Consider the following 25,698-nt stretch of genomic DNA (forward strand, 5'->3'; position numbering starts at 1 on the left):
CGCACTGTCAGGCGTGCTCAAGCGGGCCGACCTCGCGGATCACCTTGCAGATCTGCAGGAAGCCGCTGGCGTAGAACTCGGCATGTCCTCGCCTCATGGTTTCGACATGATCGGGATGATTGCGCCAGGCTTCGAGCGCCTCCTCCGAAGCAAAGCGAAACAGCGTGAGCTCCTCGCCATCCGCCGCCTTGAACGATTTGACCGAAAGGAATCCCGGAAGGCGGCTGACAATGTCGTACATGCGTTCGCCCAGCCGGTTGTATTCGTCGAGCGGAGCGGTCTCCCGTAACTTCAAGTCACCAACGACAATGACTTCACCGATCATGTTGCAGTCCTCCGTCGATCCAATGTCCGTGGCAGGTTGAAAACCATCGCCCGAACACAATTCGAAATCGCGGCCGGTGTTGTTACGCCTCCACCACCCAGGGCGTTCCTCGCGCGATATCGTCCGTCGCGGCAATCTATTCCCGCCGCCGCGATGAGAAAAACGTGACCGGAATAATGCGCCCCGGCGCGAATATCACTCCCCGAGTACCGCTCTCTCTCGCCTGAGGAAGCAACCTCGTGTGGAGGAGAAGCGATGCGAATTCTCGGGGGAATTCTGCTCGGCAGCATGCTGCTGTCGGCAGGTCCGGCGTTGGCGGAGGACGATGCGTCCGAGCTGCGTGCGCTGAAGGCACGGCTCAAGCAGCTCGAGCAGAAAATGGAGACGCAGGCGCGCAAGGAGGAGGCGCTGGCCGCAAGACAGAACGCAATTCAGAACGCGCAGATGACGGCGAAGGCGCCGGTGCCGTTCGATCCCTGTGCATCGGGCAAGCTCTGCTACAAGGGCGTCACCTTCACCTTCGGCGGCTGGGTCGATCTCACCGGCATCTATCGCAGCCGCAACCTCGCCTCCGATTCGGGGTCAGTCTACAACTTCATCCCGTTCCCGCAGAGCAAAAACTACAACACCGGCGAGTCGCGCTTCACCGCGCGCCAGACCCGCTTCTCGGTGCTCGCCGAAGCCAATGCCACGGAGAACATCCACGTCGCCGGCTATGGCGAGCTCGACTTCGAGGGCGCGGCGCAGACCGCCAATTCGGTCGCGACCAATTCGTTCAATCCGCGGCTGCGGCAGGCCAGCATCGAGATCGACCGCAGCGATCTCGGCTTGCATGTCCTGGCCGGCCAATCATGGTCGCTGAACACGCCAAGCAAGGCGGGCATCGATCCGCGAGGCGCCGATACGCCGGGCGTGATCGATTTCGAACTGGTGCCGGGCTTTCTCGGCGCGCGTCAACCAGGCGTCCGGGTCTGGCAGGATATCGGGCCGGAGTTCAAGCTCGCGGTCTCGGCGGAGAACCCGCAGACATCCTTTTTCGGCGGCAACAATCCGCTGGTCGGCACGCCGGCGGTTGGCCCGCAGGGCGTGCTCAACCCGAACCTGCTGGTCAATCTCACCGGTCCGGGCGGCAGCTTCTTCAACAGCCTGAACAATGTCAGCCTCAACCACGTTCCGGATTTCACCGTGAAGGGCGCGTGGGATCCGCGGCTCGGGCCCTACAAGCTGCACGTCGAGGCGTGGGCGCTCTACCGCGACTTCTATGATCGCTTCAACTTCGCCAATCACGACGTCAACACGGTGAGCTTCGGCGGCCACCTCTCGGCCGAGATCGTGCCGAAGCTGCTCGAGGTGCAGGCTTCCGCCTCTTACGGTGCGCTGGGCCGCTTCACCGCAACGCCATTCCCGGATGCGACCGTGCGCCAGGACGGCTCGATCCAGCCGCTGCCGATCACGGCCTTCCTGGTCGGCTCGGTCTGGCACACGACGCCGTCGCTCGATCTCTACGCCTATGCCGGGCTCGAAAAGACCAGGGCGACCTTCTCCGATGTCGGCACGGTGCCGTTCGGCTACGGCAATCCGCTCTACAACAATCTCGGCTGCAACATCGAGAACTCGCCGGCCGCGACCTGTAACGGCAACACTTCGGAGGTGAGGCAGTACACCGCGGGCTTCTACGACACGATCTTCAAGGGCTCCTACGGCACCATCAAGGCCGGCGCGCAATATTCCTACACCCAGCGCTTCGCCTTCCAGGGTGTCGGCGGCGCGCCGAAGACCGACGACCACATCGTCATGACCCAGATCCGCTACTACCCGTTCTAGGGCGTGAGGAGATCAGGTTGAGCTGGAGCGGCAACGGCAGCTCACCTCTCCCATCGGGAGAGGTCGGCGCGTAGCGCCGGGTGAGGGGTTACTCTCTCTCGTGGGACCTGCGCCCCCTCACCCGATTTGCTGCGCAAATCGACCTCTCCCGATGGGAGAGGTGAATAGAGTTCGCGGTGCCGTCTCAGTCTAGATTCATCACCAGCGAGGAGGGAGAGGTCAGATGAGGATCGTGACCAGACCGAAGCGGAGGGCCGTGATCGCGCGCGAATTGATGATGGTCAGCCGCGCCGCGCATGTGCTGCAGCGAACTGGCCTCGCGATGGCCGGTGCCATGGCCGGCACCTTCGTCGCCGCCCAGCTCGCCAAGGGCCATGTCGCTGTCTTCGGCACGCTGTTCTTCGTCGCGACGACGATCGTGATCGGGGCAGTCGGCTTCTATCTCGGCATCGATGTTCCCAAGCCGGTGATGCGCGGCACGGGGCGCATCGATGCCGCCGAGCTGACGAGCGCAGGCGGCATCTTCCTCGCCGCGCTGGCTGCGCTGGTGTCGGTCTATGGCATCGTGTTCGACGAGATTCCGCCGCGCGCCTGGGAATTCGTGATCGGCACCTGGTGGTTCGGCGGCGGCATCATGCTGGCAACCGCTGGTCTCGTCGGCCGTCAGCGGCCGGCGCAGAAGACCGCGGCGATCTCGGCGGGGCCGATCCGGGATCAGCGGCTGCGACGGTGAGCACGGTCGTAGACCTGCGGCCCCGCTGCGCCAATCTGTCCCGTAGCTGCGACTGGCCGATGCGATACCCTCACCAAAAAATCGGGGAGGGACCTCATGCCAGCGAAATTCAGCCGCCGTCACGTCATCGCTGCCGGAGCCGCGGCCGCCGCGATGCCCTTCCTGTCACGCGGAGCCTCGGCGCAAGCTGCGTGGCCCTCGCGGCAAATCCGCATGATCTGCACCTACCCCGCCGGCGGGCAGACCGATCTTTTGGCGCGGGCCTTCGGCGAATTCATCGCAAGGCAAGTCGGGCAAGACCGTCGTCGTCGAGAACAAGCCCGGCGCCTCCGGCGCGATCGGCACGGCCGAGGTCGCCCGCGCCGAGCCCGACGGCCACACCATCCTGTGCTCGATCTCGACCACCTACATCATGAATCGGGTGGTGATGAAAAATCCCGGCTACGACATGGACAAGGATCTGACGCTCGTCAGCGTCATTCCCGGCGCCGGCCTGCTGCTGGTGGCGAACCCGAAAACCGGGGTCAAGACGCTGGAGGATTTCGTCGCCTTCGCGCGCAAGAGCGGCAAGGTGAACTTCGGCACCTACAGCGCGGGCTCGGCCCCGCACATGACGATCAACGAGCTCAACAAGCAGTACGGCCTCAACATCGAGCCGATCCATTATCGCGGCGAAGCGCCGATGTGGACGGGCATGCTCGAAGGTACGCTCGATGCCGCCATGGGCAGCTACACAGCCGCGCAGTCGGTCCTGCAAAGCGACCGCGGCACCGTCTTCGCCGTGCATTCGAAGAAGGTCGACGCGATCCCGAACGTGAAGACGTTGCCCGAACAGGGCGCGACGTCGAAATTCTTCACCGTGAGCGGGTTCACCGGCTGGGCCGTGCCGAAGGCGACGCCGCAGCCGGTGGTCGATCGCCTCGCCGAGCTCTGTGTCGCCGCCAACGGCGATGCGAAGGTGAAGGAGGTTCTCGCGACTTTCGTGCTCGAGTCCGCGATCGGCTTCAAGGACAGCAATGCGCTGTATCAGCGCGAATTGCCGGTCTGGATGGAGGCCGCGCAGTCACTCGGCCTGCCGCCGGCTTGAAGCGATCCGGAACGGAAGGATGGCTGGATCGACGGTCACCATTCGTCGTAGAACCACTCGCTCGGGATACGAGGCCGCGCTCTTGCGTATGGCGGGATAGACGTCCGCTCGGGCTTGCGGGCGGCCGGGGCCGGCTGCGCCGGAGGCGGTGACGCCTTCTGCTCGGAAGCCTTCGCGAGCGCCCGTTTCATTTCTTCCTGGCTCGCCTTGAGTTCCTCAATGGCTTTGGAGCTCTCGCGGGCCATCTGTTGCTGGTTCGCCTTTAGTTGCTCGATGTTTCGCTCAACATTCGCGAGGTCGCGTGCGATCGTCTGCAGCAGCTGCGTCTGATCGGGAAGGGCTGTGTTGGCTGTCGGCACGGCGTCCTGCGGTGGTGCGGTCTGAGGCAACGGCGTCGCTTGGGGCGGAGCGGCGTCCGCCGCGGCGACCTGAACGGCAGGTGGAGCCGGCTGCGCCGGAGGCTGCGGATCATCCGGCGGCAATGCTGGAGTTGAAACGAGCTGCGGCGCCCAACGGGCGACAAGCAGCTTGGCTTCCCCGCCATATGACGATTGCAAAGCCAGGGCCGCGACAACGATACATGCTGCCACCGACAAGCCGGTGAGGGCTCGGAATATCGGTCTTCCCGGCGGCGATTGCGAGCCAGGTATGGAAGAAGCAGGACTCGGCCCGGAAGAAGCAGGGTTGGGTCCGACCGAGGGCGGGTTTGGCTGCGCCGGAGGGTGGGACGCGGCATCGCGCTCCATTCTTGCGAGCTGTTCACTCAAGCGCGTGAGTTCTTCATCGGCGCGCGCAATCTGCTTTTGGGCTTCCGCGAGTCTTTCGTCGGCGCGCGCGCTCAGGCTATCGTTCGATCCAACTGGGTTCGGAGTGGGTGTGGAGTTCATTAACGTGTCCCTTTCCGTCCAATGTCACCCAAGAGTGCCGACTCGGCTATCCGTCAGGGGCGACCAGCCTCCAGCACTCCCTTCAGTCTTGTCCAAAGAATGGCCGGATGATAGCGCGCCCGAGGTCCCCTGATAATGGGGCGGGATACCGGCCCGGGCTAGCCGGAGGCCGGGTCCGCACGAGTCAAAGGCCGACATCATTCCGCGCCGCTTGGGGCCATGCAAACGGCCCTGGCCAGCGTAGTCTCAGGCGTCCCGCTCCACCAACTCGAAGGTGATGCCCTCCGGGCCCTCGAACAGCCGGAGCTTCCGGCTGATGTAGTCCATCTCCTCGCTCAGCATGGTCACACCATTGGCCACCAGGTGCGCGGTGGCCGCCTCGATGTCGTCGACGCGGAAGGCGAGGTGATTGAAGCCCAGCTTTCGCAGATTGGTCGGGTGTACCCCCGGATCGGTCCCCGGGGGCGGGTCGAACTGAAGCAGCTGGATTTCGAAATCCGCTCCCTCGAGTGCGAGGGTGATGTGCTGCGCTCTCATGGCCGGCATGCCCATGTACCGGGCGGGAATGCCGCCGTCGATGGTCGCGACGTGAGTCTTCCTGAAGCCGAGCAGTGCGAAGAAGGCGATCGCTGGGCCAGCATCTGCCACTGCGATAGTCACATGATCCGGACTGAGTATCATCTGATCGCTCCCTGTCATCGGCGCCGCGCCGGCTTGCCTCCTGCGAGGCTACCAGCTCGTTCGATCTGCCGGTAGGCGGGTCGGCCCTGCGGCAAAGCAACCGGACGGGCAACTCCAATTGTAGCATGAGTACAGATTGTAGGATGGGTAGAGCGAAGCGAAACCCCATCGATTACACCCGCGGACGCCGATGATGGGTTTCGCTGCGCTCTGCGCCCTCTGATCAAGAGAGGCGAAACGAGATGCAAAGCTCGGACAAATCACGTCGCGAGAACGCGAAATTATGGCCACAAGCAGCGCAACACACTCTGCGTCGTCCCGGCCTGCGCCGGGACGACGAATGGACAGGACCCCGGGCTACTCTACTGGATCACCCGCTTTCGCTTTCGCGGGTGATGTTTGTCATCTTGAATCGAGACCCATCCTCATCGTCGTCCTGGCGAAAGCCAGGACCCATTACCCCGAATCTCAATTGTTGCGCGACGCTGAGGCCATGATCCCGTTCCCAATCAATTGCGGTGGTTATGGGTCCTGGCTTTCGCCAGGACGACGAAGTGGAGAATGCCGCGTGCTTGATCGCTACTTCTCCAAATTCGCGTGCGGCCGGCCGAAATCGGGTGCGGCCGAATCCTGGCCGATCTCGACGATGCCGCGGCGGATGGCGCGTGTGCGGGTGAAGTGATCGAACAGCGCCTCGCCGTCGCCGCGCCGGATCGCGCGGGTGAGCTTGGCGAGATCCTCGGTGAAGGTGCCGAGCATCTCCAGCACGGCTTCCTTGTTGGCGAGGAAGACGTCGCGCCACATCGTCGGGTCGGACGCGGCGATACGGGTGAAATCGCGAAAACCGCCGGCGGAGAATTTGATCACCTCGGATTCCGTCACCTGCGCCAGCTCGTCGGCGGTGCCGACGATGGTGTAGGCGATCAGATGCGGCAGGTGGCTGGTGATCGCGAGCACGAGATCGTGATGATCCGGCGTCATGATCTCGACCTTGGCGCCCATCGCCGCCCAGAACGCGCGCAGATGCTCCGTGGCCGCCGTCTCGGTGCCTTCCGGCGGCGTCAGGATGCACCAGCGGTTGATGAAGAGCTCGGCAAATCCCGAATCCGGGCCCGAATGCTCGGTGCCTGCGACCGGATGCGCCGGCACGAAATGAATGCCTTTCGGCAGATGCGGGGCCATGTCCCTGACCACCGCGCCCTTGACCGAGCCGACGTCGGAGATGATCGCGCCCGGCTTCAGATGCGCGGCGATCTCCAGCGCCACCGCACCGCAGGCGCCGACGGGAATGCAGAGGATGACGAGATCGGCATCCTTCACGGCCTCCGCATTGGTCGCCACGACCTGATCGACGATGCCGAGCTCGGCGACCCGCGCGCGTGTCTTCTCCGAGCGCGCAGTGGTGACGATCTCGCCGGCCAGGCCCTGGAGCTTCGCAGCGCGCGCGATCGAGCCGCCGATCAGGCCGAAGCCGATCAGCGCGATGTGTTTGAAGAGCGGAGCCGTGGTCACGATGTCACTTTCCGGCCAGGAAGTCGCGCAGCCCCTCGATCACGAGACGGTTGGCCTCCTCGGTGCCGATGGTCATGCGCAGCGCATGCGGAAGGCCGTAATTCTTCAGCGCGCGCAGCACGAGGCCCCGCTTGGTCAGGAAGGCGTCGGCGTCGTCAGCGGTCTTGCCCTTGTCGGTCGGGAAGTGGATCAGCACGAAATTGGCGACGCTCGGCGTCACCTTCAGTCCGAGCTTGCCGATCTCCTCGGTGAGCCGGTTGCGCCAGTGTTCGGTGTGGGTCCGCGACATCTGCACATGCGCGGTGTCCTCGATCGCGGCGACCGCGGCATACATCGCCGGCGTCGACACGTTGAAGGGGCCGCGGATGCGGTTGATCGCGTCGATGATGTGCTCGGGGCCGAACATCCAGCCGATGCGCAGCGCAGCCAGGCCGTGGATCTTGGAGAAGGTGTGCGTCACCACCGTGTTCTCGGTGGTGGCGACGAGCTCGATTCCCATCTCGTAATCGTTGCGCGAGACGTAGTCGGAATAGGCGGCGTCGAGCACCAGCAGCACGTGCGAGGGCAGGCCGGCGCGCAGCCGCTTGACCTCGTCGAACGGCAGGTAGGTGCCGGTCGGATTGTTGGGGTTGGCGAGCCAGACCAGCTTGGTGCGCGGCGTCACGGCCTTCAGGATGGCGTCGACGTCAGCGGTGAGGTTGGTCTCCTGCGCGACGACGTTCTTGGCGCCGACCGCCATGGTCGCGATCGGGTAGACCAGGAAGCCGTGCGTGGTGGAGATCGCCTCGTCGCCGTGGCTGAGATAGGTGTGGGCGAGCAGGTTGAGGATCTCGTCCGAACCGGCGCCGCAGATGATGCGGTTGGGATCGAGCCCGAAAGAACGGCCGATCGCCTCGCGCAGCACGCGCGAGGTGCCTTCCGGATAGTCCTCCAGATGATCCGCCACGCGCTTGAACGCCTCGATCGCCTTGGGCGAGGGGCCGAACGGCGTCTCGTTGGCCGAGAGCTTGAACACCTTGCGGCCCGGCTCCGGCACCGGGCTCTTGCCGGGGGTGTAGGGCGCAATATCGAGAATGCCGGGATTCGGCACGGGGCGGGACATCTTCAACTCCGAACAGAGCGTTTTCGAGCGAAGTGGCTACCGGTTCGCGTGAAGAAAACGCGTCAAAACAAAAGCCTGGACAGACGGCTGGCTCTTACCTCAGGTCCTGGCCGATCCGTTAGAGGGCACCGTATAGCGCGTTGCGTGGCTGCCGACGAGAGCCGTGGAGCGTACCGAGGCCCCCGCCTCGATCAGGGCGAGCTTGATGGCCTCGAAATCGTGTCCGGTGACCGAGACCAGGAGCGCCGCGCCGTCGAAGGCGGTGTCGGGGACCGCGACGATCTCGGCGAGCGGCGCCAGCGCCCGGGCGACATCGGCGTTCCAGCCGGAGACGCGCACGCTCCAGGTCTGCACTTCGGTGACCATTGCGTCGTCGGCGACCCGCGAGATCACGAACACCGGCAGCGCGGCGGGATGGTCGGCGCGCTCGACGAAGGGCATCCGCGCGATGATCTTCGGCGCGCCAGCTGCCTCCAGCGAGAGCCACCACGGCGTGCGGCTGGAGGTCGCCGAGACGAGCGCCAGGTCGCCCTTGGATTTCGCCGCCGCTTCGACCGCGGCCTGCGCGCTGAAATGCGCGACGTAAGGCACCGTAAAGCCGAAATGGAAGCGCGCGGAATCGCGCATTGCAGGCTCGCTCACCGAGATGTCGGCATGCACGGAGAACGGCGCCTGCACATAGGTGAAGGTCGAGATGATGACGCGCCAGATGCTCTCGACCGTGTCGAGCGGCAGGATGCCGCGATGGCGCTGCACGAGGTGGCGCATCATGTCGGCCTCGCGCGCCGGGCGGAACGCCGAGCCGACCTCCTGGGTCTGCTTCACCTGGATCAGGCGGTCGATGATGTCGCCGCGCTGCATCAACAGGCGATGCATGCTCTCGTCGATCGCGTCGATCTCCTTGCGCAGTTCCTGCAGCGATGGCGGCGACGGGGGTCGGTTGGACATGCTCTCAAACCTTGTCGTCGGGGCGGCCCGTTGCCGCGTCGGACAGGGTCCCTGATTAGGAAAGACGGGCAGCGAAAGCAAAGAGAAACGTCGCAGGCGTGCCTTGCGCATTCGGTTAACCAATCGGCCGTGGAAAGGGCTGTCTTGACGGCGGGGGGCGTGGGGACTACGTTCCCTGCGTCCCGTGGTCATTTGAGCCGGCCGGCTTGCAGCCACGTTAAAAAACTCGCTAAACAGGCCGGGGACGCTTCCGATCCCGGCCGAACCTATCGTTCAGGCCGGGTTTTTCATGGCCTGAGGTCCGTCGAGCCCTCCCGCGCGGAGGCAGGGTCGCCTAGATGAGCAACGTGCGTCCGATACCGAGCCCACAAACCCCGAGCGATGATCGCGCCCATGAGGCCGACCATCCGTCGTCACTGGTGGCGAAGTTCGGGATGGACCAGCCGCTCAGGCTCGATTGCGGCGTCGATCTCAGCCCGTTCCAGATCGCCTACCAGACCTATGGCGAACTCAACGCCGATCGCTCCAACGCCGTTCTGATCTGCCATGCGCTGACCGGCGACCAGCACGTCGCCAATGTGCATCCCGTCACCGGCAAGCCCGGCTGGTGGGAGACGCTGGTCGGTCCCGGCCGGCCCATCGATCCCAAGCACTACTTCATCATCTGCTCCAACGTGATCGGCGGCTGCATGGGCTCGACCGGGCCGGCGTCGATCAATCCCGCCACCGGCAAGGTCTGGGGCCTGGATTTCCCCGTCATCACCATCCCCGACATGGTGCGCGCGCAGGCGATGCTGATCGACCGGCTCGGCATCGACACGCTGTTTGCCGTCGTCGGCGGCTCGATGGGCGGCATGCAGGTGCTGCAATGGACCTCGGCCTATCCCGCCCGCGTGTTCTCCGCGCTGGCGATTGCCTGCGCGACGCGGCACTCGGCGCAGAACATCGCCTTCCACGAACTCGGGCGCCAGGCCGTGATGGCCGACCCCGATTGGCACGGCGGCGGCTATGCCGATCGCGGCATCCATCCGCATCGCGGGCTCGCGGTGGCGCGGATGGCGGCGCACATCACCTATCTCTCGGACGCGGCGCTGCATCGCAAGTTCGGCCGGCGCATGCAGGACCGCGAGCTGCCGACCTTCTCGTTCGACGCGGATTTCCAGGTCGAGAGCTATCTGCGTTACCAGGGCTCGTCCTTCGTCGAGCGCTTCGACGCCAACTCCTATCTCTATCTGACGCGCGCGATGGACTATTTCGACATCGCGGCCGACCATGGCGGCGTGCTGGCGAAGGCGTTTGCGGGAATCCAGACCCGCTTCTGCGTGGTCTCCTTCACCAGCGACTGGCTGTTCCCGACCTCGGAATCGCGCGCGCTGGTGCACGCGCTGAACGCGTCGAGTGCGCGGGTGTCGTTCGCGGAGATTGAAACCGATCGCGGCCACGACGCCTTCCTGCTCGACGTGCCCGAATTCTTCGACATCTCCCGCGCCTTCCTGCTGGCCGCAGGCAAGGCGCGCGGACTGAAGGATGGCGGCCAGTCATGAGCATGCAGCAGACATTGCCCTTGCCGGGCGTCGCGCCGGAGCGGACCGGCGGCTATCGCACCGATCATCTGCTAGTCGCCGAGATGGTCAAGCCGGGCTCGAAGGTGCTCGACGTCGGCTGCGGCGAGGGCGACCTGCTTCAGCTGCTTGAGACCCGCGGCATCGACGGGCGCGGCATCGAGCTGTCGCGCGAAGGCGTCAACCGCTGCGTTGCCAAGGGGCTCGCGGTGGTGCAGGGCGACGCCGACACCGACCTCGTCAACTATCCCGACGACGCCTTCGACTACGTGATCCTGTCGCAGACGCTGCAGGCGACGCGGCAGCCGCGTGTGGTGCTGGAGAACCTGCTGCGCATCGGCCGCCGGGCCATCGTCTCGTTCCCGAACTTCGGCTTCTGGAAGATGCGGCTGCAACTCCTGGTCGGTGGCCACATGCCGCGCACGGAGAACCTGCCGGCGACCTGGTACGACACCGCCAACATCCATTTCTGTACCATCAAGGATTTCGTAGAGCTCTGCGACGAGATCAACGTCAAGATGGAGCGCTCCATCGCGCTCGATCTCTACGGCCGCCCGGTGCCGCTGAACCTGCCCTGGTGGGTGTGGAACATGTTCGGCGAACAGGCGGTGTTCCTGCTGAGCCGGGGTGGGGGCAAGTAATCGGTGGGTGGCGCGTCAAACCGGCGCCGCCACCAGCGACCGCGGATCGCGCACCGGCCAGCGTCCGGCTTCCACCAGCGTGACGAATCGCTCCACGCTCTCGTTGAACAGCGCGGGCTCTTCGAGGTTGAGCACGTGGCCCGACTTCGGAAAGAAGGAGAGCCCGGCGGCCGGCAAATGCTGCTTCAGGAACATGCTGGGGGCGATGCAATTGTCGTCCTCGTCGCCGCACAGGATCAGCGCCGGCGTCGCGGCGCGCTTGATGGCGTCGGTCATGGTGTAGATCGAGGGCCTGCCGCCCTGGAAGCCGCGCATCGTGCGCGCCGAACCCTTGGCGTCGTGCCGTGCCAGCGCGGCATAGAAATCGGCGTGGCCGCGCGGGTCTTTCACCAGGAAGGAAATTCGGCTCGGCGCCTCGCGCGTGACCTTTGCGACCTCGGCGGAGCCTGATGTCTCGAACTGCTCGGCATTGGCGCGGCATTGCGCGCGGAAGGCATCGAGATGCTCGAGGCTGGAGCCGGAGCCGACGCCGGCGAGCGTCATCGACAACGCGCGCTGCGGGGCGTTGAGCCCGATCTGGAGCGACGAATAGGCGCCCATCGACAGGCCGACGAGATGCGCGTGCTCGATGCCGAGATGGTCGAGCACCGCGAGCGCATCAGTGTAGAAATGCGTGTAGGTGTAGACGTCGGCGCTCGGCGGCACATCGGAAGGCGTGTAGCCGCGCGCCGAGTAGGCGATGCAGCGATGGCCGCGCGAGAAGTAGCGCATCTGCGGCTCCCAATTGGTGTAGTCGGCCGCGAACTCGTGCAGGAAGATGATCGGCGTGCCGCTACCCGCTTCTTCGAAATAAAGACGGACATGATCTTTCGTCGTGGCGTAGGGCATTGAAATTCTCCTCTCGTTGGCCGCCTCCAGATTTGCAGTTAATTTTCAAGGCCGCAATGCGGCAGTTCCGGTTCTTTTCTCGTCATCGAATCATCGCGGAATGACCCAGAAATTATTCCCGCAGTGCCGCATGAAATCTTCCTCGCGCCATCCCGATTTTCAAAACCACCGCCGTGTTCCCCCGGGAACGCGACGGGGAGTTGGGGGGCGTTACAGAGGATCTAGTGAAGTATGGTTCAGTTGCTTGCGTGTCGCCGGTCGCTTCGTGTTTTGGCGCTGGCTCTGTGTTCGCTCACTCTCGCCGTGATCTCCGCCGCTCCGGCATCCGCCCGTCCACATCATCCACGTCACGCGCATTCGGCCCATCCCGGCCATCACGCGCGTCACTATGCCCGTCATCACTATCGGCACGCAGCGCGGCTGTCGCGCGCCGAGCGCCGCGCACTCGCGCAGCCGGGCGGGATCGTCGAAACCAACGCGGCGCCGTTGCCCGGCAGCGCTGACGTCGTGCCCAACACCGGCGGCGTGATTGCGGCAAGCGGCTTCGGCTCGTCCGGCATCGTCGCCGAGGCGCGGCGCTATCTCGGCGGCAATCCGACCGGGCGCGGCAGCCTGTGGTGCGCGCGTTTCATGAACATGGTGCTGCAGCACACCGGCCATCAGGGCACCGGCTCCGACATGGCCAGCTCGTTCGCGCGCTACGGCACGCGCATCTCCGGTCCGCAGGTCGGTGCCATCGCGGTGATGTCGCGCGGCCGCCGGGGCGGCCATGTCGGCATCATCACCGGCGTCGATGCGCAGGGCAATCCGATCATGATCTCCGGCAACAGCGGCAACCGCGTCCGCGAAGCGCCGGTCTCGCGCGGCCGGATCTATGCGTATGTGATGCCGACCAACTGATCGCTCGAAAGCGGGGCAGGGCGCGCACGCGCCTCGCCCCGGCCTACGACGCTACAGGTCCCTGAGCGGCAATCGTGTCGCCGATGGCGGCACCGCCATCGCTGATGATCTCGGCGTAGATACCGCATTCATTATTGCCGAAGCGCTGCATCAGCGTGTTCGGCACCGAGAGGTCGCGCGCGCCGGTATCGGGATCGACATTGACAGCGGCGCAGCGGGTGATGCGCTTCACCACCCTGGCCCGGGCGCTGCCGATCGCAATGGTCTGGTCGAGCAGGCTGGCTTCATGCCAGGCCGGCCAGCCCTCGACATAGAGGTTGGCGCGGAAGCGCAGCGGATGCACCGGCGCCTGCACCATCTCCTCGATCGCCCGCAGGCTGGCCAGATTGATGATCGAGACCACCTTGCGCGGCACGTCGGAGAAACTATGCCCGGGGCTGACCAGCACCTTGGGCGGGCCCTTGATCTGGCCGGTATGACGATCGGCGAAATAGCGCTCGATCGCCGCGCGGCCTTCCGCGGTCTCAAGGTCGCCCTGGGCCACCATCGCACCATCCCGGCGCAGCGTCAGCACGTGGCTGTCATCGTCGAAATGGGCGCGCAGCGGCGCCAGCCACTCGTCCCGCTGCAGCATCAGGAAATGCGGCTTCGGCAGCCATTTCGGCACCGAGGGATCGAAGCCGCTCGGGCCGTTCTCGATCGCATAGCGGCGATCGGAGCGAATCGTCTCGCCGATCTTGAGCTCTGCGTGCGGCAGCGGCTCGGGCGTGAGACCCTTGACCGGGTAGCGGTAGATGCCGGTGATCCGGGCGGAGGAAGCGTGCGTGTTGTCCATTCGCCCGCTCTAGCCTGTTTGGTGGGCGAGGAGAACTGCCGCCCGCGGGAAGGTACTAGTCGGCGCGCGCCGCTCCAGGAGCGTCCAGCAGGCGCTGCATGAACACGAGATCGAGCCAGCGGCCGAACTTGCGTCCGACCTCCGGCATCCGGGCGACCTCGACAAAGCCGGCCTGCGCGTGCAGCCGCAGCGAGGCGGGATTGCCGCCGTCGATACCGGCGATCATGACGTGCTTGCCGAGCGCGGTGGCCACGGCGATCAGTTCGTCGACGATGATCCGGCCGAGGCCGCGGCCGCGATGATCGGCATGGACATAGACGCTGTGCTCGACGCTGTAGCGGTAGCCCGGGAAGGCCCGGAAGTCGCCGAATGTGCCGTAGCCGAGCACCGTCGCCCCCTCGACGGCCACCAGCACGGGATAGCCCAGAGCCTGCCGCGCCGTCATCCAAGCCAGCCGCTCGGCGTCGGAATCCTGCTTCTCCGTCCAGATCGCATTCGAGTTGGCGACCGCCTCGTTGAAGATCGCGGTGATGGCCGGGATGTCCTGCTCGGTGGCGGGGCGGATTATCATCGGTGGTTCCTTGACGGGCCTCTTGAACGAACCGCCATCGTCTACTATATAAGACGATATGTCAATTATAGAGGACAAGGCCGATGAGGCTCTCGGACGGCGGGTTCGCGCCGAACGGGAGGGCCGCGGCTGGTCGCTGGCGGAACTCGCCGGGCGGGCCGGCGTGTCCAAGGCCATGCTGAGCAAGATCGAGCGGGCGGAGGCAAGCCCGACGGCGGCGACGCTGTCGCGGATCGCCACGGCCTATGGCCTGACCATGGCCGCGCTGTTCGAGGTTGCCTCACACAATTCCCGCCTGCAGCGGGCCAAGGATCAGCCGGTCTGGCGCGATCCGAAGGCGGCCTATCTGCGGCGGCAGGTGTTCCTGCATCCGGCCAATCCGCTGGAGCTGGTGGAGATCGAACTGCCTGCGGGGCAGGAAGCCGGCTTCCCCGCCAGCGCCTATCACCTGGTCCGCCAGGTTGTCTGGATGATCAGTGGCCGCCTCACGTTGATGGAAGGGGCGGAGCGCCATGAGCTCGCTGCGGGTGACCGCGTCGAGCTTGGTCCGCCATCGGACATCGCCTTCCGTAACGAAACGGCTCAGCCCTGCCGCTACCTTGTCGCCATCGTGCGGCGCTGAGCTTCATCGGGTGAAATCGCAGACTGTGGCTCTTCCGTTTTGGAACCAAGTGCCCACATCTGCGGCAAGCCTGAACAATGATGGCGACGACCAGAGGCTGGTTGAGGAACGTCAACGCGGCCCGCGGAAACCCAATGAAGATGCCGTTGTCATGCCTGAATGGGTGACGATGGCAGGCCGAGGGAAAACGAATGAACATTGAGAAGTACACCGAGCGCGCGCGCGGATTCATCCAGTCTGCCCAGTCGCTCGCAATGCGCGACGGTCACCAGCAGTTCTCGCCGTTGCATCTGTTGAAGGTGCTGCTGGACGACAATGAGGGACTCGCCGGCGGTCTGATCGACCGTGCGGGCGGCAATTCCAGAGCAATCCTGAAAGCGACCGAAGAGGCGCTGAACAAGCTGCCGAAGGTCTCGGGCAATGGTGCCGGGCAGGTCTATCTGTCGCCGGAGCTGGCGCGTGCCTTCGATGCGGCGGAAAAGGCCGCCGACAAGGCCGGCGACAGCTTTGTCACCGTCGAGCGGCTGCTGCTCGGCCTCACGCTGGAGAAGTCCAGCGAAGCCGGCACCATCCTCAATAAGGGCGGCGTCACCCCGCAGAACCTCAACGCGGCGATCGAGGCGCTGCGCAAGGGGCGGACTGCGGATTCGGCGACCGCCGAGAACGCGTATGACGCGCTGAAGAAATATGCCCGCGACCTGACCCAGGCCGCGCGCGACGGCAAGCTCGATCCGGTCATCGGCCGCGACGAGGAGATCCGTCGCACCATCCAGGTGCTCTCGCGCCGGACCAAGAACAACCCCGTCCTGATCGGTGAGCCCGGCGTCGGCAAGACCGCGATCGCGGAAGGGTTGGCGCTGCGCATCGTCAACGGCGACGTGCCGGAGAGCCTGAAGGACAAGAAGCTGCTCTCGCTCGACCTCGGCGCACTGATCGCCGGCGCGAAATATCGCGGTGAGTTCGAGGAGCGGCTGAAGGCGGTGCTCCAGGAAGTGACCGGAAGCGAAGGCACCTTCATCCTCTTCATCGACGAGATGCACACGCTGATCGGTGCCGGCAAGACCGACGGCGCGATGGACGCGTCCAACCTGTTGAAGCCTGCGCTCGCGCGCGGTGAGCTGCACTGTATCGGTGCGACCACGCTCGACGAGTACCGCAAGCATGTCGAGAAGGATGCGGCGCTGGCCCGCCGGTTCCAGCCGATCTTCGTCAGCGAGCCCTCGGTCGAGGATACCATCTCGATCCTGCGCGGGCTGAAGGACAAGTACGAGCAGCACCACGGCGTGCGGATCACCGATTCCGCGCTCGTGGCCGCCACGACCCTGTCCAACCGCTACATCACCGACCGCTTCCTGCCGGACAAGGCGATCGATCTCATGGACGAGGCCGCGGCGCGGCTGAAGATGCAGGTCGATTCCAAGCCGGAAGAGCTGGATTCGCTCGACCGCGAGATCATCCGGCTCAAGATCGAGCAGGAGGCGTTGAAGAAGGAAAGCGATCCCGGCTCCAGGACCCGGCTCCAGACCCTGGAGAAGGACCTTGCCGAGCTCGAGGAGAAGTCTGCTGGGCTGACGGCGCGCTGGAGCGCGGAGAAGAACAAGCTCTCCGATGCCCAGAAGCTGAAGGCCGAGCTCGACGGCCTGCGTGTCGAGCTCGCCAACGCGCAGCGGCGCGGCGAATTCCAGAAGGCCGGTGAGCTGGCCTACGGCCGGATCCCGGAGCTGGAGAAGCAGCTGGCGGATATCGAGGCGCGTGAAGGCTCCGGCGAGATGATGGAGGAGGCGGTCACCGCCAATCACATCGCGCAGGTGGTCTCGCGCTGGACCGGCGTGCCCGTCGACAAGATGCTGGAAGGCGAGAAGGAGAAGCTCCTCAAGATGGAGGAGCAGCTCGGCAAGCGTGTCGTCGGCCAGGCCGAGGCCGTGCGTGCGGTCGCGACCGCCGTGCGCCGCTCGCGCGCGGGCTTGCAGGACCCGAACCGCCCCACAGGCTCGTTCATGTTCCTGGGGCCCACCGGCGTCGGCAAGACCGAGCTGACGAAAGCTCTCGCGGAATACCTGTTCAACGACGAGACTGCGATGGTCCGCCTCGACATGTCCGAATTCATGGAGAAGCACTCGGTCTCGCGGCTGATCGGCGCGCCTCCCGGCTATGTCGGCTACGACGAGGGCGGGGCACTGACCGAAGCGGTGCGGCGCCGGCCCTATCAGGTGGTGCTGTTCGACGAGATCGAGAAGGCGCACCCTGATGTCTTCAACGTCCTGTTGCAGGTGCTCGACGACGGCCGCCTGACCGACGGCCAGGGCCGCACCGTCGACTTCCGCAACACGCTGATCATCATGACCTCGAATCTCGGTTCGGAATTCCTGGTGAACCAGCCGGAGGGCGAGGACACCTCGGCCGTGCGCGAGCAGGTGATGGGAATGGTGCGGGCGCACTTCCGCCCCGAATTCCTCAACCGCGTCGACGAGATCATCCTGTTCCACCGCTTGCAGCGGAGCGAGATGGGCCGGATCGTCGAGATCCAGTTCGCACGGCTGACCAAGCTGCTCGAGGATCGCAAGATCGAGCTCACGCTGGACGCCAAGGCGCGGGACTGGCTCGCGGAGAAGGGCTGGGATCCGGCTTACGGCGCCCGCCCGCTGAAGCGGGTGATCCAGCGCAGCGTGCAGGATCCGCTGGCCGAGATGATCCTCGCCGGCGAGGTCAAGGACGGCGATCATGTCGTGATCTCGGAGAAGGGCAACGTGCTGACCTTCAACGGTCAGGTGCCCAAAACCGCCGAGATCGTGCAGTTCGAGGCCCCGGTCTCGAAGCGCAAGCTGAACTGAGCGTTTCGATAGCGAAACTGGATGCGGCCTGGCGACAGGCCGCATCCGCGACAATCGACGGGCCGCCCGCGACGGAGTTCCTGTCTGGCGGCCCGTTTTGTGGGCCCGAATTAATGAAACCGCCTGCGGACAGCGTTCGTTTTCATCCTGAATGATCGGCTGGCGTGGCAACATCCCGCGCAGCTCCAAAGGGAAGTATTCGGCCCGAATCGCATGGCTGATTCGCGCGCCACGTTGCATCATCCTGCAAAGCCACACCGCCGGTCGCCCTCAGCAGAAGGCGAATTGCATGAGCAGAGACCTCATTGCCCATAACCGGCCCGTCTATGACGATCCTTCATCCGCGCGTTTACGGCACGGCCGCAGGCCTGGTCGGATGGTTCGTGCTGTCGGCCTGGATTCTGTTCGACCGCCAGAGCGAGGTGGAACTGTCGCTGATGTTCGTGACGGTGTTGCTGTTTGTCGCGGTGCTCCTGCCGTGGCTGCTGTCGCAGATCTGGCGGAGATACGACCATCGGCACGATCCGCATGCGCGGCCGATTCCGTTTGGCGAATGGCGGAGGGGCGAATTCGCGGTCTGGGGCAGCACGATCAACAGCTCCCATGCGACGATCGACATGCTGCTGCCGCTCGCGGCCGTCGCGTTCGGGTTGACCGCAATCGGGATCGTGTTCCTGATCTGCGCCAGCCTCGCGCTGTAAGCTTTCATTCCGGCGGGGCGATGGGCGGCGAGGGTTCGTCGTCCTCGGCAGATTCGAGCTCTGTGAGGATGTCGACCAGCTCGCGGGCACGGCCCGTGGCCAGCGGCCTGCCGTCATTCATCAGTGGCTCGTCATTGGCGAGCCACGCCTGCGCTTCGGCAAGCTCGGCGATCGTTGCCCCGGATGCGATGATTCGCGCAATCGTGACGTCGTCGGCGTGGCTGACGGCTTTCAGCACGTCGTCGCGGGTGAGTTGGGTCATGGTTGCATATCCTCATTGGGCAAATGCCCTTACCCGCCGGCCATCCCGGCCAGCGGGTAAGGAATCGATGAGCTCGAAGCGTCAGCTGTGAGTGGTGAGCCGGGGCGGATGCTGGGACATGACCCAGAGCTCGATCGCCGCAAGGACCGCGACTGCGATGCCGATGACCACGTGCACGGTCATCGCGGTGGTGATTCCCTGGAAACCAAGGACCCACGGCGAGACCAGCGCCCAAAGTCCGACGATGAGGTTCAGCCACTCCTCCCAGACCGCGAAGGCTGCGAGCGCGGCGATCGCAAGGACCGCCATCGCAATGCCGACGATGTGGGCGTTGGCGGAAACCGTTCCGCCGTCGAACGTGAACAGCCACGGCGACAGGAAAAGAATCGCGCCGAGGATCAGGTTTGCGACGTCACACAGTTTTGCGTTTGTCCAGTTCTCCATGACTCCCTCCATTGGAGGTTTTACCTTCGAATCAACTGGATGACCGCCATTCGAGTTCCCGTCTTGTTCCGCGAAATTGGTGGATTCCGGGGGATTTTGGCGGAAATCGCCGCCGCCGCCGATGTCCGGCGGCGCCTGTTTGGACGCGGCAATCAGCTTCCGAAGGGAGCGCAGCGGCGTCGTCAGACGGCCCGTGTGGCCTGGGGAATAATCAGCGATTGGTGATGGAGCGCGTCTGCGAGGTCGAGCTCGTGGCGTCCGAGACGATTCGCGAGCTGCCGCGGCTGGACATCTGGGCCTCGAGCCGGTCGCGCTCCTTCTCGAAGCTGGCCAGCATCGGGCCCTCCAGCGAACGGCCGCGCGGCAGCTTCACGCGCATCGGGTCCACGAAGCGGCCGTTGACCAGGATCTCGTAATGGACGTGCGGGCCGGTCGACAGGCCCGACGAGCCGACGAAGCCGATCACCTGGCCCTGCCGCACCTTCTTGCCGGGCTCCATGCCCTTGGCGAAGGCCGACATATGGCCGTAGGCTGTCTCGTAGCCGTTGGCGTGCTTGATGCGGATGTACTTGCCGTAGCCGCCCTCGGGGCCGGCCTTCTCGATCATGCCGTTGCCGGAGGCGAAGATCGGCGTGCCGTAGGCGGTGGACCAGTCGACGCCGGTATGCATCTTGACGTAGCCCAGGATCGGGTGGCGGCGGCCGCCGAAGCCGGAGCGCATGATGGCGTTGTTGACGGGCTTCCTGACCAGGAACTTCTTCGCGCTCTTGCCGGTCTCGTCATAGTAGTCGACGACGCCGTCGTCGGGGCTCTGGTAGCGGTAGTATTTCTTGGTCTCGCCGCCGACGGTGAGGGAGGCGAACAGCACCTCGTTCTTTTCGCTCGACGTCACGCCTTCGTCCTCGCCGGCGTAGAACACGTCGAAGGAATCCCCGGGCTGCACCTTGCGCTGGAAATCGACGTCGTAGGAGTAGATCTTGATCATGTCCTCGATGACGGGCATCGGGACCTTGTTGCGCATCGCCGTCTCGTAGATGCTCTGGTACAGCCGCACGCCGCCGCCGTCATCCTCCTCATCGTCGTTGGAATTGTCGGCGGTCTCGGTGACGGTGTTCATGCTTTGCACGTCGACGGCGACGTATTTTCCGAGATCGGACAGCGCAGCGACGGCCTCGATGACCGATTCGTTGGCGACGATCACGCGATAGGGCTGCAGCCTGACATTCGGTCCGGGAGCGGCCGGCGCCATCAGGATTCGTACCTTCTGGCCTTCCTTCAGGCCGCCCTCGCGGCCGCGCGGACCGAGCGTTGCGGCGATCGCCTTCGCCTCGTCGGGCGTTGCGCCCTGATCGCGCAGGATCGAGGTGATGCTGTCGCCCTTCCTGACGACGTGAACCCGTTCGCCGACCGGATTGCCGCCGGTGATCTGCTCCTTGGTCTTGGGGAGCAGCGTGACGTTCTCCGGCACCACGCGCGTCTCGAAGCCGGCATAGGGATCGGAGGTGCCTCGGCGGCGTAGGCCATCCTCATGTCGGGGCCGGCGCCGCTCGCGTCAGCCGTGGCATTGGCGAGTGAAGCGTAGCGCACTGAATTGCCGGAGCCGCGCCAGTTGGCGGCGTCGCGGACCCGCATCAGCACGTCGTCGAGCGCGACGACGGCGGCGAGCTTGGCTTTCGGCAGCACGGAGCCGAGATCCTTGGTGACGAACGAGACCTCGGCGTCGGGCTCGGCCGCGGCATTCGGATCCTCGGCCGCCGCCGGCGTGTCGGAGCCGACATCGGTGAGCAGGCGCTGGGCGTTGAACGGCGGGATCTTCGCCGACAGGTCGCTCGTCGTCATCGACAGGTTGCCGGCGATGCGGACGAACGGGCGCACCCGCATCACGTCGCGGTTGCCGACGCGGGCGACCGTCGAGACGCGCACGATGTTGCGCGAGGCGGTGGATTCGCTCGGCGGCGGCAGCCGGTCGCTCTTGTGCAGCGAGGCGGCGCGATCGGCGGCGCCGAACGCGCCGCGCAAGGCGCCCTCGACCCGCTCCGGCACCTTGGCGAAGGTCATCTCGCCGTCGAGCGATGCGAAAACGGCGCCGCCGATCAGGGCCGCGCCGCAGAGTCCGGTCAGAATTGTGCCGCTGAACCATTGCACCGAGACGCGGCGGCGGTCGATCACGGCGGCCTCAGAACCATCGACGGACAGCGGCGGCTCGTGGCCGAGATCGATGATCCCGGTCTCACGCCCAATGCCGCTTCCGCGTGACGCCCGTTGGCTCAACCCGATATCCCCCCAAATTCCGGCAACTGCGATCGTCCTCAGCTCATCCTCGTCCCCACCTTGATCCCCGGAAGAGGAATCTCGGCAGTGTGGCGAGCCACACGCATCGAATTCGAGAAGCCGATGGCCATTAGCTAGCCGCGATCTCGAACGTCAATGGTGTGCAGATCTCTCGATGTTGCTCGGCCGCGCGAAGGGAAGAGGCGACGTATTCTTGGAGAAAATCGCCTGGTCCCCCAGAAAAACCGCCCCAGCCCCCACAGGTTACGAGCGGTTCAATGCATTCGTTATAGCCAGAACGTCGCAGGATTGTGGCTCAAGTGCGGCATTTGAGGTGGAAAAGCTTCCCTGAAAGCAGGTCGATACCCGCCGCCCGGCCTCGCGGCGGCTGGAACCCGTTTTGGAGGGCCTCACGGGCTCCCCGGCGACAAACTTTTTTTAAAGTTTTTTGCCGCGAGGGCTGGGTGGCGAATTTTTACCTCCGACCTAAGTCACGGAAAGCACGACAATTTCTTCGCACTGCACAAGCGATTTGGGCGTGCGACGATTTGTTGACGATGGGCGTTGACAATCCCGATCGGTGGGGACTATAACCCCAACCACTGAGCGCGGCGCCGCCGGGTCACTGACCAAGGCGAGCGAACGCGCCACTGATGCTCCTCACCTTGTTGAGTGACACAACAGCCGACATAAATCGGTTGAGGTTCACTGTCGGTCGGTGAGGGGTAGAACCACCCTCTAAGGGTGTGGGGTCATCGGATCCCGGGCTGTTTGACAAGTGAAGATGAAGAAAGAGAAACGTGGACGGCGGAGTCCTTGCGGGTCTCGCTTCTGAAAAGTTTCGGCTTTTCTGATCGAGACCGGACGAAAGACTTCGGCGGTACACGTTTTAAAGGAAACACCATCGTTGCCAGCGATGTGAATCGCGGGCAGCTCGGCGGCTTCGGTCGTCGGAAAAATGGTGGGACCTCGTCAAACGTTGTGATCAGCCGGTTCAAAGTTCAAGTCCAACTTGAGAGTTTGATCCTGGCTCAGAGCGAACGCTGGCGGCAGGCTTAACACATGCAAGTCGAGCGGGCGTAGCAATACGTCAGCGGCAGACGGGTGAGTAACGCGTGGGAACGTACCTTTTGGTTCGGAACAACACAGGGAAACTTGTGCTAATACCGGATAAGCCCTTACGGGGAAAGATTTATCGCCGAAAGATCGGCCCGCGTCTGATTAGCTAGTTGGTGAGGTAATGGCTCACCAAGGCGACGATCAGTAGCTGGTCTGAGAGGATGATCAGCCACATTGGGACTGAGACACGGCCCAAACTCCTACGGGAGGCAGCAGTGGGGAATATTGGACAATGGGGGCAACCCTGATCCAGCCATGCCGCGTGAGTGATGAAGGCCCTAGGGTTGTAAAGCTCTTTTGTGCGGGAAGATAATGACGGTACCGCAAGAATAAGCCCCGGCTAACTTCGTGCCAGCAGCCGCGGTAATACGAAGGGGGCTAGCGTTGCTCGGAATCACTGGGCGTAAAGGGTGCGTAGGCGGGTCTTTAAGTCAGGGGTGAAATCCTGGAGCTCAACTCCAGAACTGCCTTTGATACTGAAGATCTTGAGTTCGGGAGAGGTGAGTGGAACTGCGAGTGTAGAGGTGAAATTCGTAGATATTCGCAAGAACACCAGTGGCGAAGGCGGCTCACTGGCCCGATACTGACGCTGAGGCACGAAAGCGTGGGGAGCAAACAGGATTAGATACCCTGGTAGTCCACGCCGTAAACGATGAATGCCAGCCGTTAGTGGGTTTACTCACTAGTGGCGCAGCTAACGCTTTAAGCATTCCGCCTGGGGAGTACGGTCGCAAGATTAAAACTCAAAGGAATTGACGGGGGCCCGCACAAGCGGTGGAGCATGTGGTTTAATTCGACGCAACGCGCAGAACCTTACCAGCCCTTGACATGCCGGTCGCGGACTCCAGAGACGGAGTTCTTCAGTTCGGCTGGACCGGAGACAGGTGCTGCATGGCTGTCGTCAGCTCGTGTCGTGAGATGTTGGGTTAAGTCCCGCAACGAGCGCAACCCCCGTCCTTAGTTGCTACCATTTAGTTGAGCACTCTAAGGAGACTGCCGGTGATAAGCCGCGAGGAAGGTGGGGATGACGTCAAGTCCTCATGGCCCTTACGGGCTGGGCTACACACGTGCTACAATGGCGGTGACAATGGGATGCTAAGGGGCGACCCTTCGCAAATCTCAAAAAGCCGTCTCAGTTCGGATTGGGCTCTGCAACTCGAGCCCATGAAGTTGGAATCGCTAGTAATCGTGGATCAGCACGCCACGGTGAATACGTTCCCGGGCCTTGTACACACCGCCCGTCACACCATGGGAGTTGGTTTTACCTGAAGACGGTGCGCTAACCCGCAAGGGAGGCAGCCGGCCACGGTAGGGTCAGCGACTGGGGTGAAGTCGTAACAAGGTAGCCGTAGGGGAACCTGCGGCTGGATCACCTCCTTTCTAAGGATGGTTCTTCAGAAGCTTGCTTCTATCGAATCGTTTTAGAAACATCAGTGGCCAACAGATCGCCAGATCGTTGAGCTGCATTGGCGGGATTTCGCCGTCTTCGTTTCTCTTTCTTCGCGGACGAACACGCGCCTGGGGCTGAGCGCTGTGCGGTGCATCGACTTCACGTCGGTTGCGCGCCGGCATGTCTCTCGTGTTAGGGGGCTTGTAGCTCAGTTGGTTAGAGCGCGCGCTTGATAAGCGTGAGGTCGGAAGTTCAAGTCTTCCCAGGCCCACCACTTTCATCGAGTGTGCATTCGTCTTCTGGTTACGGGGCCATAGCTCAGCTGGGAGAGCGCGTGCTTTGCAAGCATGAGGTCGTCGGTTCGATCCCGTCTGGCTCCACCAGATGGAATTGAAGCTCGAGAATGCGCCTTGTGCAGGAAGCTCTGTTCATTTCGTCCGCGAAACATCACTTCGCACTTGCTAGTCCGGATGGACAGTAAGCTGCGTGATTTCTGACATCGTAAAGAGGAGATCGATCCGAGTTTGGATCTGCGAAGCAATTCGCGGGTGCCATTCCTAATCTCCAGATCGTTTTCGGCGCTCGCGCATCGCGGCTCATCGCAAGATGAGTGGGATGGGCGAGTTGTAAAACGATCCTTTTAGCGAAGCTTGACCGCCTCGCTATCGGAACGATCTTACGAAGCAAGCTGGTCTTTCTAGTCAATGTCCGGCTGCGCAATAGCGTTCATCGAGGGCGCGTGCCGCAAGGCAATTCTGCAGACAACATTCTGCCGAGTGTGTGGACATTGATAATGAGAGCAATCAAGTGCCTTAAGGGTGTTCGGTGGATGCCTTGGCGCTGAGAGGCGATGAAGGACGTGCTACGCTGCGATAAGCCGTGGGGAGCTGCGAAGAAGCTTTGATCCGCGGATTTCCGAATGGGGAAACCCACCTTCGATAGCCGGAACTCCAAGACCTTAGGTTTTGGGGTTTGACCAGAAATGATCGGGACCATGACCGCAAGGTTTTGGATTTCCGGTTATCAAGAGAAGGTATGAGACTTCTGAATACATAGGAGGTTTCAAGCGAACCCAGGGAACTGAAACATCTAAGTACCTGGAGGAAAGGACATCAACAGAGACTCCGTTAGTAGTGGCGAGCGAACGCGGACCAGGCCAGTGATACATCAGAGACAATCGGAACCAGTCAGGAAAGCTGGGCCTCAGAGGGTGATAGCCCCGTACGAGTAATGCGATGATGTATCCACGAGTAAGGCGGGACACGTGCAATCCTGTCTGAACACGGGGGGACCACCCTCCAAGCCTAAGTACTCCTCAGCGACCGATAGCGAACTAGTACCGTGAGGGAAAGGTGAAAAGCACCCCGACGAGGGGAGTGAAATAGACCTGAAACCGGACACCTACAAACAGATGGAGCCCAAGATACGTTCTGGGTGACATCGTACCTTTTGTATTATGGGCCAGCGACTTAATTTAACGAGCAAGCTTAAGCCGATAGGCGAAGGCGTAGCGAAAGCGAGTCTGAATAGGGCGTCAAGTTCGTTGTATTAGACCCGAAACC

20 protein-coding genes, 2 tRNA genes, 2 rRNA genes, 2 pseudogenes and 1 riboswitch (1 of these 27 only partly in view) are annotated in these 25,698 nt (G+C 63.6%); of the genes and pseudogenes, 14 read left to right on the forward strand and 12 right to left on the reverse strand.

The window, feature by feature from the left end; genetic code table 11:
* Nucleotides 1-7: 7 nt before the first annotated feature.
* Nucleotides 8-325 (reverse strand): antibiotic biosynthesis monooxygenase family protein, encoded by a 318-nt coding sequence (locus RX327_RS05390; RefSeq protein ID WP_050385660.1) that lies wholly within the window; start codon nt 323-325, stop codon nt 8-10.
* Nucleotides 326-580: 255 nt separating this feature from the next.
* Here RX327_RS05390 and RX327_RS05395 point away from each other — a divergent pair, with 255 nt between their 5' ends.
* The 3 genes and pseudogenes from RX327_RS05395 to RX327_RS05405 all read left to right on the forward strand — a co-directional run bounded on the left by RX327_RS05395 (nt 581) and on the right by RX327_RS05405 (nt 3,969).
* A complete protein-coding gene (locus RX327_RS05395) occupies nt 581-2,149 on the forward strand; it encodes a hypothetical protein (RefSeq protein WP_244482302.1) in 1,569 nt (522 codons plus the stop codon).
* 223 nt (nt 2,150-2,372) lie between these two features.
* The gene (locus RX327_RS05400) at nt 2,373-2,882 is read left to right on the forward strand and encodes a hypothetical protein (protein ID WP_283089339.1); all 510 of its coding nucleotides are present in this window, start codon (nt 2,373-2,375) and stop codon (nt 2,880-2,882) included.
* Nucleotides 2,883-2,978: 96 nt separating this feature from the next.
* Nucleotides 2,979-3,969: pseudogene (locus tag RX327_RS05405) on the forward strand (Bug family tripartite tricarboxylate transporter substrate binding protein).
* 35 nt (nt 3,970-4,004) lie between these two features.
* On the opposite strand, the gene RX327_RS05410 reads toward RX327_RS05405, so the two are convergent.
* From RX327_RS05410 to RX327_RS05430, 5 genes are all read right to left on the reverse strand, one after another.
* A complete protein-coding gene (locus RX327_RS05410) occupies nt 4,005-4,856 on the reverse strand; it encodes a hypothetical protein (RefSeq protein ID WP_152977718.1) in 852 nt (283 codons plus the stop codon).
* Between the two features lie 246 nt (nt 4,857-5,102).
* A complete protein-coding gene (locus RX327_RS05415; protein ID WP_050385682.1) occupies nt 5,103-5,537 on the reverse strand; it encodes a VOC family protein in 435 nt (144 codons plus the stop codon).
* A gap of 579 nt (nt 5,538-6,116) precedes the next feature.
* Entirely contained in the window at nt 6,117-7,049 is a 933-nt protein-coding gene (locus RX327_RS05420) for a prephenate/arogenate dehydrogenase family protein (protein WP_317249685.1), read from the reverse strand.
* A 4-nt stretch (nt 7,050-7,053) separates the two neighbouring features.
* Nucleotides 7,054-8,151 carry a histidinol-phosphate transaminase gene (hisC, locus tag RX327_RS05425; RefSeq protein ID WP_317249686.1) on the reverse strand — a complete coding sequence of 366 codons (1,098 nt, stop codon included), beginning with the start codon at nt 8,149-8,151 and terminating at the stop codon, nt 7,054-7,056.
* Between the two features lie 99 nt (nt 8,152-8,250).
* On the reverse strand, nt 8,251-9,099 hold the full coding sequence (locus RX327_RS05430; protein ID WP_317249687.1) for a chorismate mutase: 849 nt from the start codon (nt 9,097-9,099) through the stop codon (nt 8,251-8,253).
* Between the two features lie 174 nt (nt 9,100-9,273).
* A riboswitch (SAM riboswitch) is annotated at nt 9,274-9,353 on the forward strand.
* An 84-nt stretch (nt 9,354-9,437) separates the two neighbouring features.
* Here RX327_RS05430 and RX327_RS05435 point away from each other — a divergent pair.
* Nucleotides 9,438-10,643 (forward strand): homoserine O-acetyltransferase MetX, encoded by a 1,206-nt coding sequence (locus RX327_RS05435; RefSeq protein ID WP_317249688.1) that lies wholly within the window; start codon nt 9,438-9,440, stop codon nt 10,641-10,643.
* Nucleotides 10,640-11,302, forward strand: coding sequence for a methionine biosynthesis protein MetW (metW, locus tag RX327_RS05440; RefSeq protein ID WP_317249689.1), 663 nt, complete (start codon nt 10,640-10,642; stop codon nt 11,300-11,302). The genes RX327_RS05435 and metW overlap by 4 nt, the downstream gene beginning before the upstream one ends.
* Before the next feature lie 15 nt (nt 11,303-11,317).
* On the opposite strand, the gene RX327_RS05445 is transcribed toward metW, so the two are convergent.
* Complete coding sequence (locus RX327_RS05445) at nt 11,318-12,190, reverse strand: alpha/beta hydrolase (protein WP_317249690.1); 873 nt, start codon at nt 12,188-12,190, stop codon at nt 11,318-11,320.
* A gap of 231 nt (nt 12,191-12,421) precedes the next feature.
* Here RX327_RS05445 and RX327_RS05450 point away from each other — a divergent pair, with 231 nt between their 5' ends.
* Nucleotides 12,422-13,090 (forward strand): TIGR02594 family protein, encoded by a 669-nt coding sequence (locus tag RX327_RS05450; RefSeq protein WP_317249691.1) that lies wholly within the window; start codon nt 12,422-12,424, stop codon nt 13,088-13,090.
* 43 nt (nt 13,091-13,133) lie between these two features.
* Here the strand turns inward: RX327_RS05450 and RX327_RS05455 are convergent, their stop codons facing one another.
* Together RX327_RS05455 and RX327_RS05460 are read right to left on the reverse strand one after the other, a co-directional pair.
* A complete protein-coding gene (locus tag RX327_RS05455; RefSeq protein ID WP_050385651.1) occupies nt 13,134-13,925 on the reverse strand; it encodes an MOSC domain-containing protein in 792 nt (263 codons plus the stop codon).
* Between the two features lie 55 nt (nt 13,926-13,980).
* Complete coding sequence (locus RX327_RS05460) at nt 13,981-14,496, reverse strand: GNAT family N-acetyltransferase (RefSeq protein ID WP_050385650.1); 516 nt, start codon at nt 14,494-14,496, stop codon at nt 13,981-13,983.
* A 58-nt stretch (nt 14,497-14,554) separates the two neighbouring features.
* On the opposite strand from RX327_RS05460, the gene RX327_RS05465 reads away from it, so the two are divergent.
* The 3 genes from RX327_RS05465 (at nt 14,555) to RX327_RS05475 (ending at nt 18,650) form a co-directional block, all read left to right on the forward strand.
* Nucleotides 14,555-15,118, forward strand: a complete 564-nt coding sequence (locus tag RX327_RS05465; RefSeq protein WP_050385649.1) for a helix-turn-helix domain-containing protein — start codon at nt 14,555-14,557, stop codon at nt 15,116-15,118.
* 191 nt (nt 15,119-15,309) lie between these two features.
* Nucleotides 15,310-17,949, forward strand: a complete 2,640-nt coding sequence (gene clpB / locus RX327_RS05470; RefSeq protein ID WP_317249692.1) for an ATP-dependent chaperone ClpB — start codon at nt 15,310-15,312, stop codon at nt 17,947-17,949.
* Nucleotides 17,950-18,275: 326 nt separating this feature from the next.
* A complete protein-coding gene (locus RX327_RS05475; RefSeq protein WP_050385648.1) occupies nt 18,276-18,650 on the forward strand; it encodes a hypothetical protein in 375 nt (124 codons plus the stop codon).
* Between the two features lie 4 nt (nt 18,651-18,654).
* Here RX327_RS05475 and RX327_RS05480 read toward each other — a convergent pair whose 3' ends face one another.
* Together RX327_RS05480 and RX327_RS05485 are read right to left on the reverse strand one after the other, a co-directional pair.
* On the reverse strand, nt 18,655-18,912 hold the full coding sequence (locus RX327_RS05480; protein ID WP_028333573.1) for a hypothetical protein: 258 nt from the start codon (nt 18,910-18,912) through the stop codon (nt 18,655-18,657).
* A gap of 81 nt (nt 18,913-18,993) precedes the next feature.
* Nucleotides 18,994-19,356, reverse strand: coding sequence for an SPW repeat protein (locus tag RX327_RS05485; protein WP_050385647.1), 363 nt, complete (start codon nt 19,354-19,356; stop codon nt 18,994-18,996).
* A gap of 39 nt (nt 19,357-19,395) precedes the next feature.
* Between RX327_RS05485 and RX327_RS05490 the strand changes: the two genes are divergently transcribed.
* Nucleotides 19,396-19,581 carry a hypothetical protein gene (locus RX327_RS05490; RefSeq protein WP_152977717.1) on the forward strand — a complete coding sequence of 62 codons (186 nt, stop codon included), beginning with the start codon at nt 19,396-19,398 and terminating at the stop codon, nt 19,579-19,581.
* Here the strand turns inward: RX327_RS05490 and RX327_RS05495 are convergent.
* A pseudogene (locus RX327_RS05495) lies at nt 19,568-21,627 on the reverse strand (M23 family metallopeptidase). The gene RX327_RS05490 and the pseudogene RX327_RS05495 overlap by 14 nt on opposite strands.
* Before the next feature lie 1,008 nt (nt 21,628-22,635).
* Here RX327_RS05495 and RX327_RS05500 point away from each other — a divergent pair.
* From RX327_RS05500 to RX327_RS05515, 4 genes are all read left to right on the forward strand, one after another.
* Nucleotides 22,636-24,126, forward strand: a 16S ribosomal RNA gene (locus RX327_RS05500).
* 207 nt (nt 24,127-24,333) lie between these two features.
* A tRNA-Ile gene (locus RX327_RS05505) sits at nt 24,334-24,410 on the forward strand.
* A 33-nt stretch (nt 24,411-24,443) separates the two neighbouring features.
* Nucleotides 24,444-24,519: transfer RNA gene (locus tag RX327_RS05510), tRNA-Ala, on the forward strand.
* A gap of 418 nt (nt 24,520-24,937) precedes the next feature.
* Nucleotides 24,938-25,698 (forward strand): 23S ribosomal RNA (locus tag RX327_RS05515) (it continues 2,085 nt past the right edge of the window).
* The 16S and 23S rRNA genes sit together here with 2 tRNA genes alongside, the layout of an rRNA operon.

This window comes from Bradyrhizobium sp. BEA-2-5 (assembly GCF_032918025.1).
Lineage (GTDB): Bacteria > Pseudomonadota > Alphaproteobacteria > Rhizobiales > Xanthobacteraceae > Bradyrhizobium > Bradyrhizobium pachyrhizi.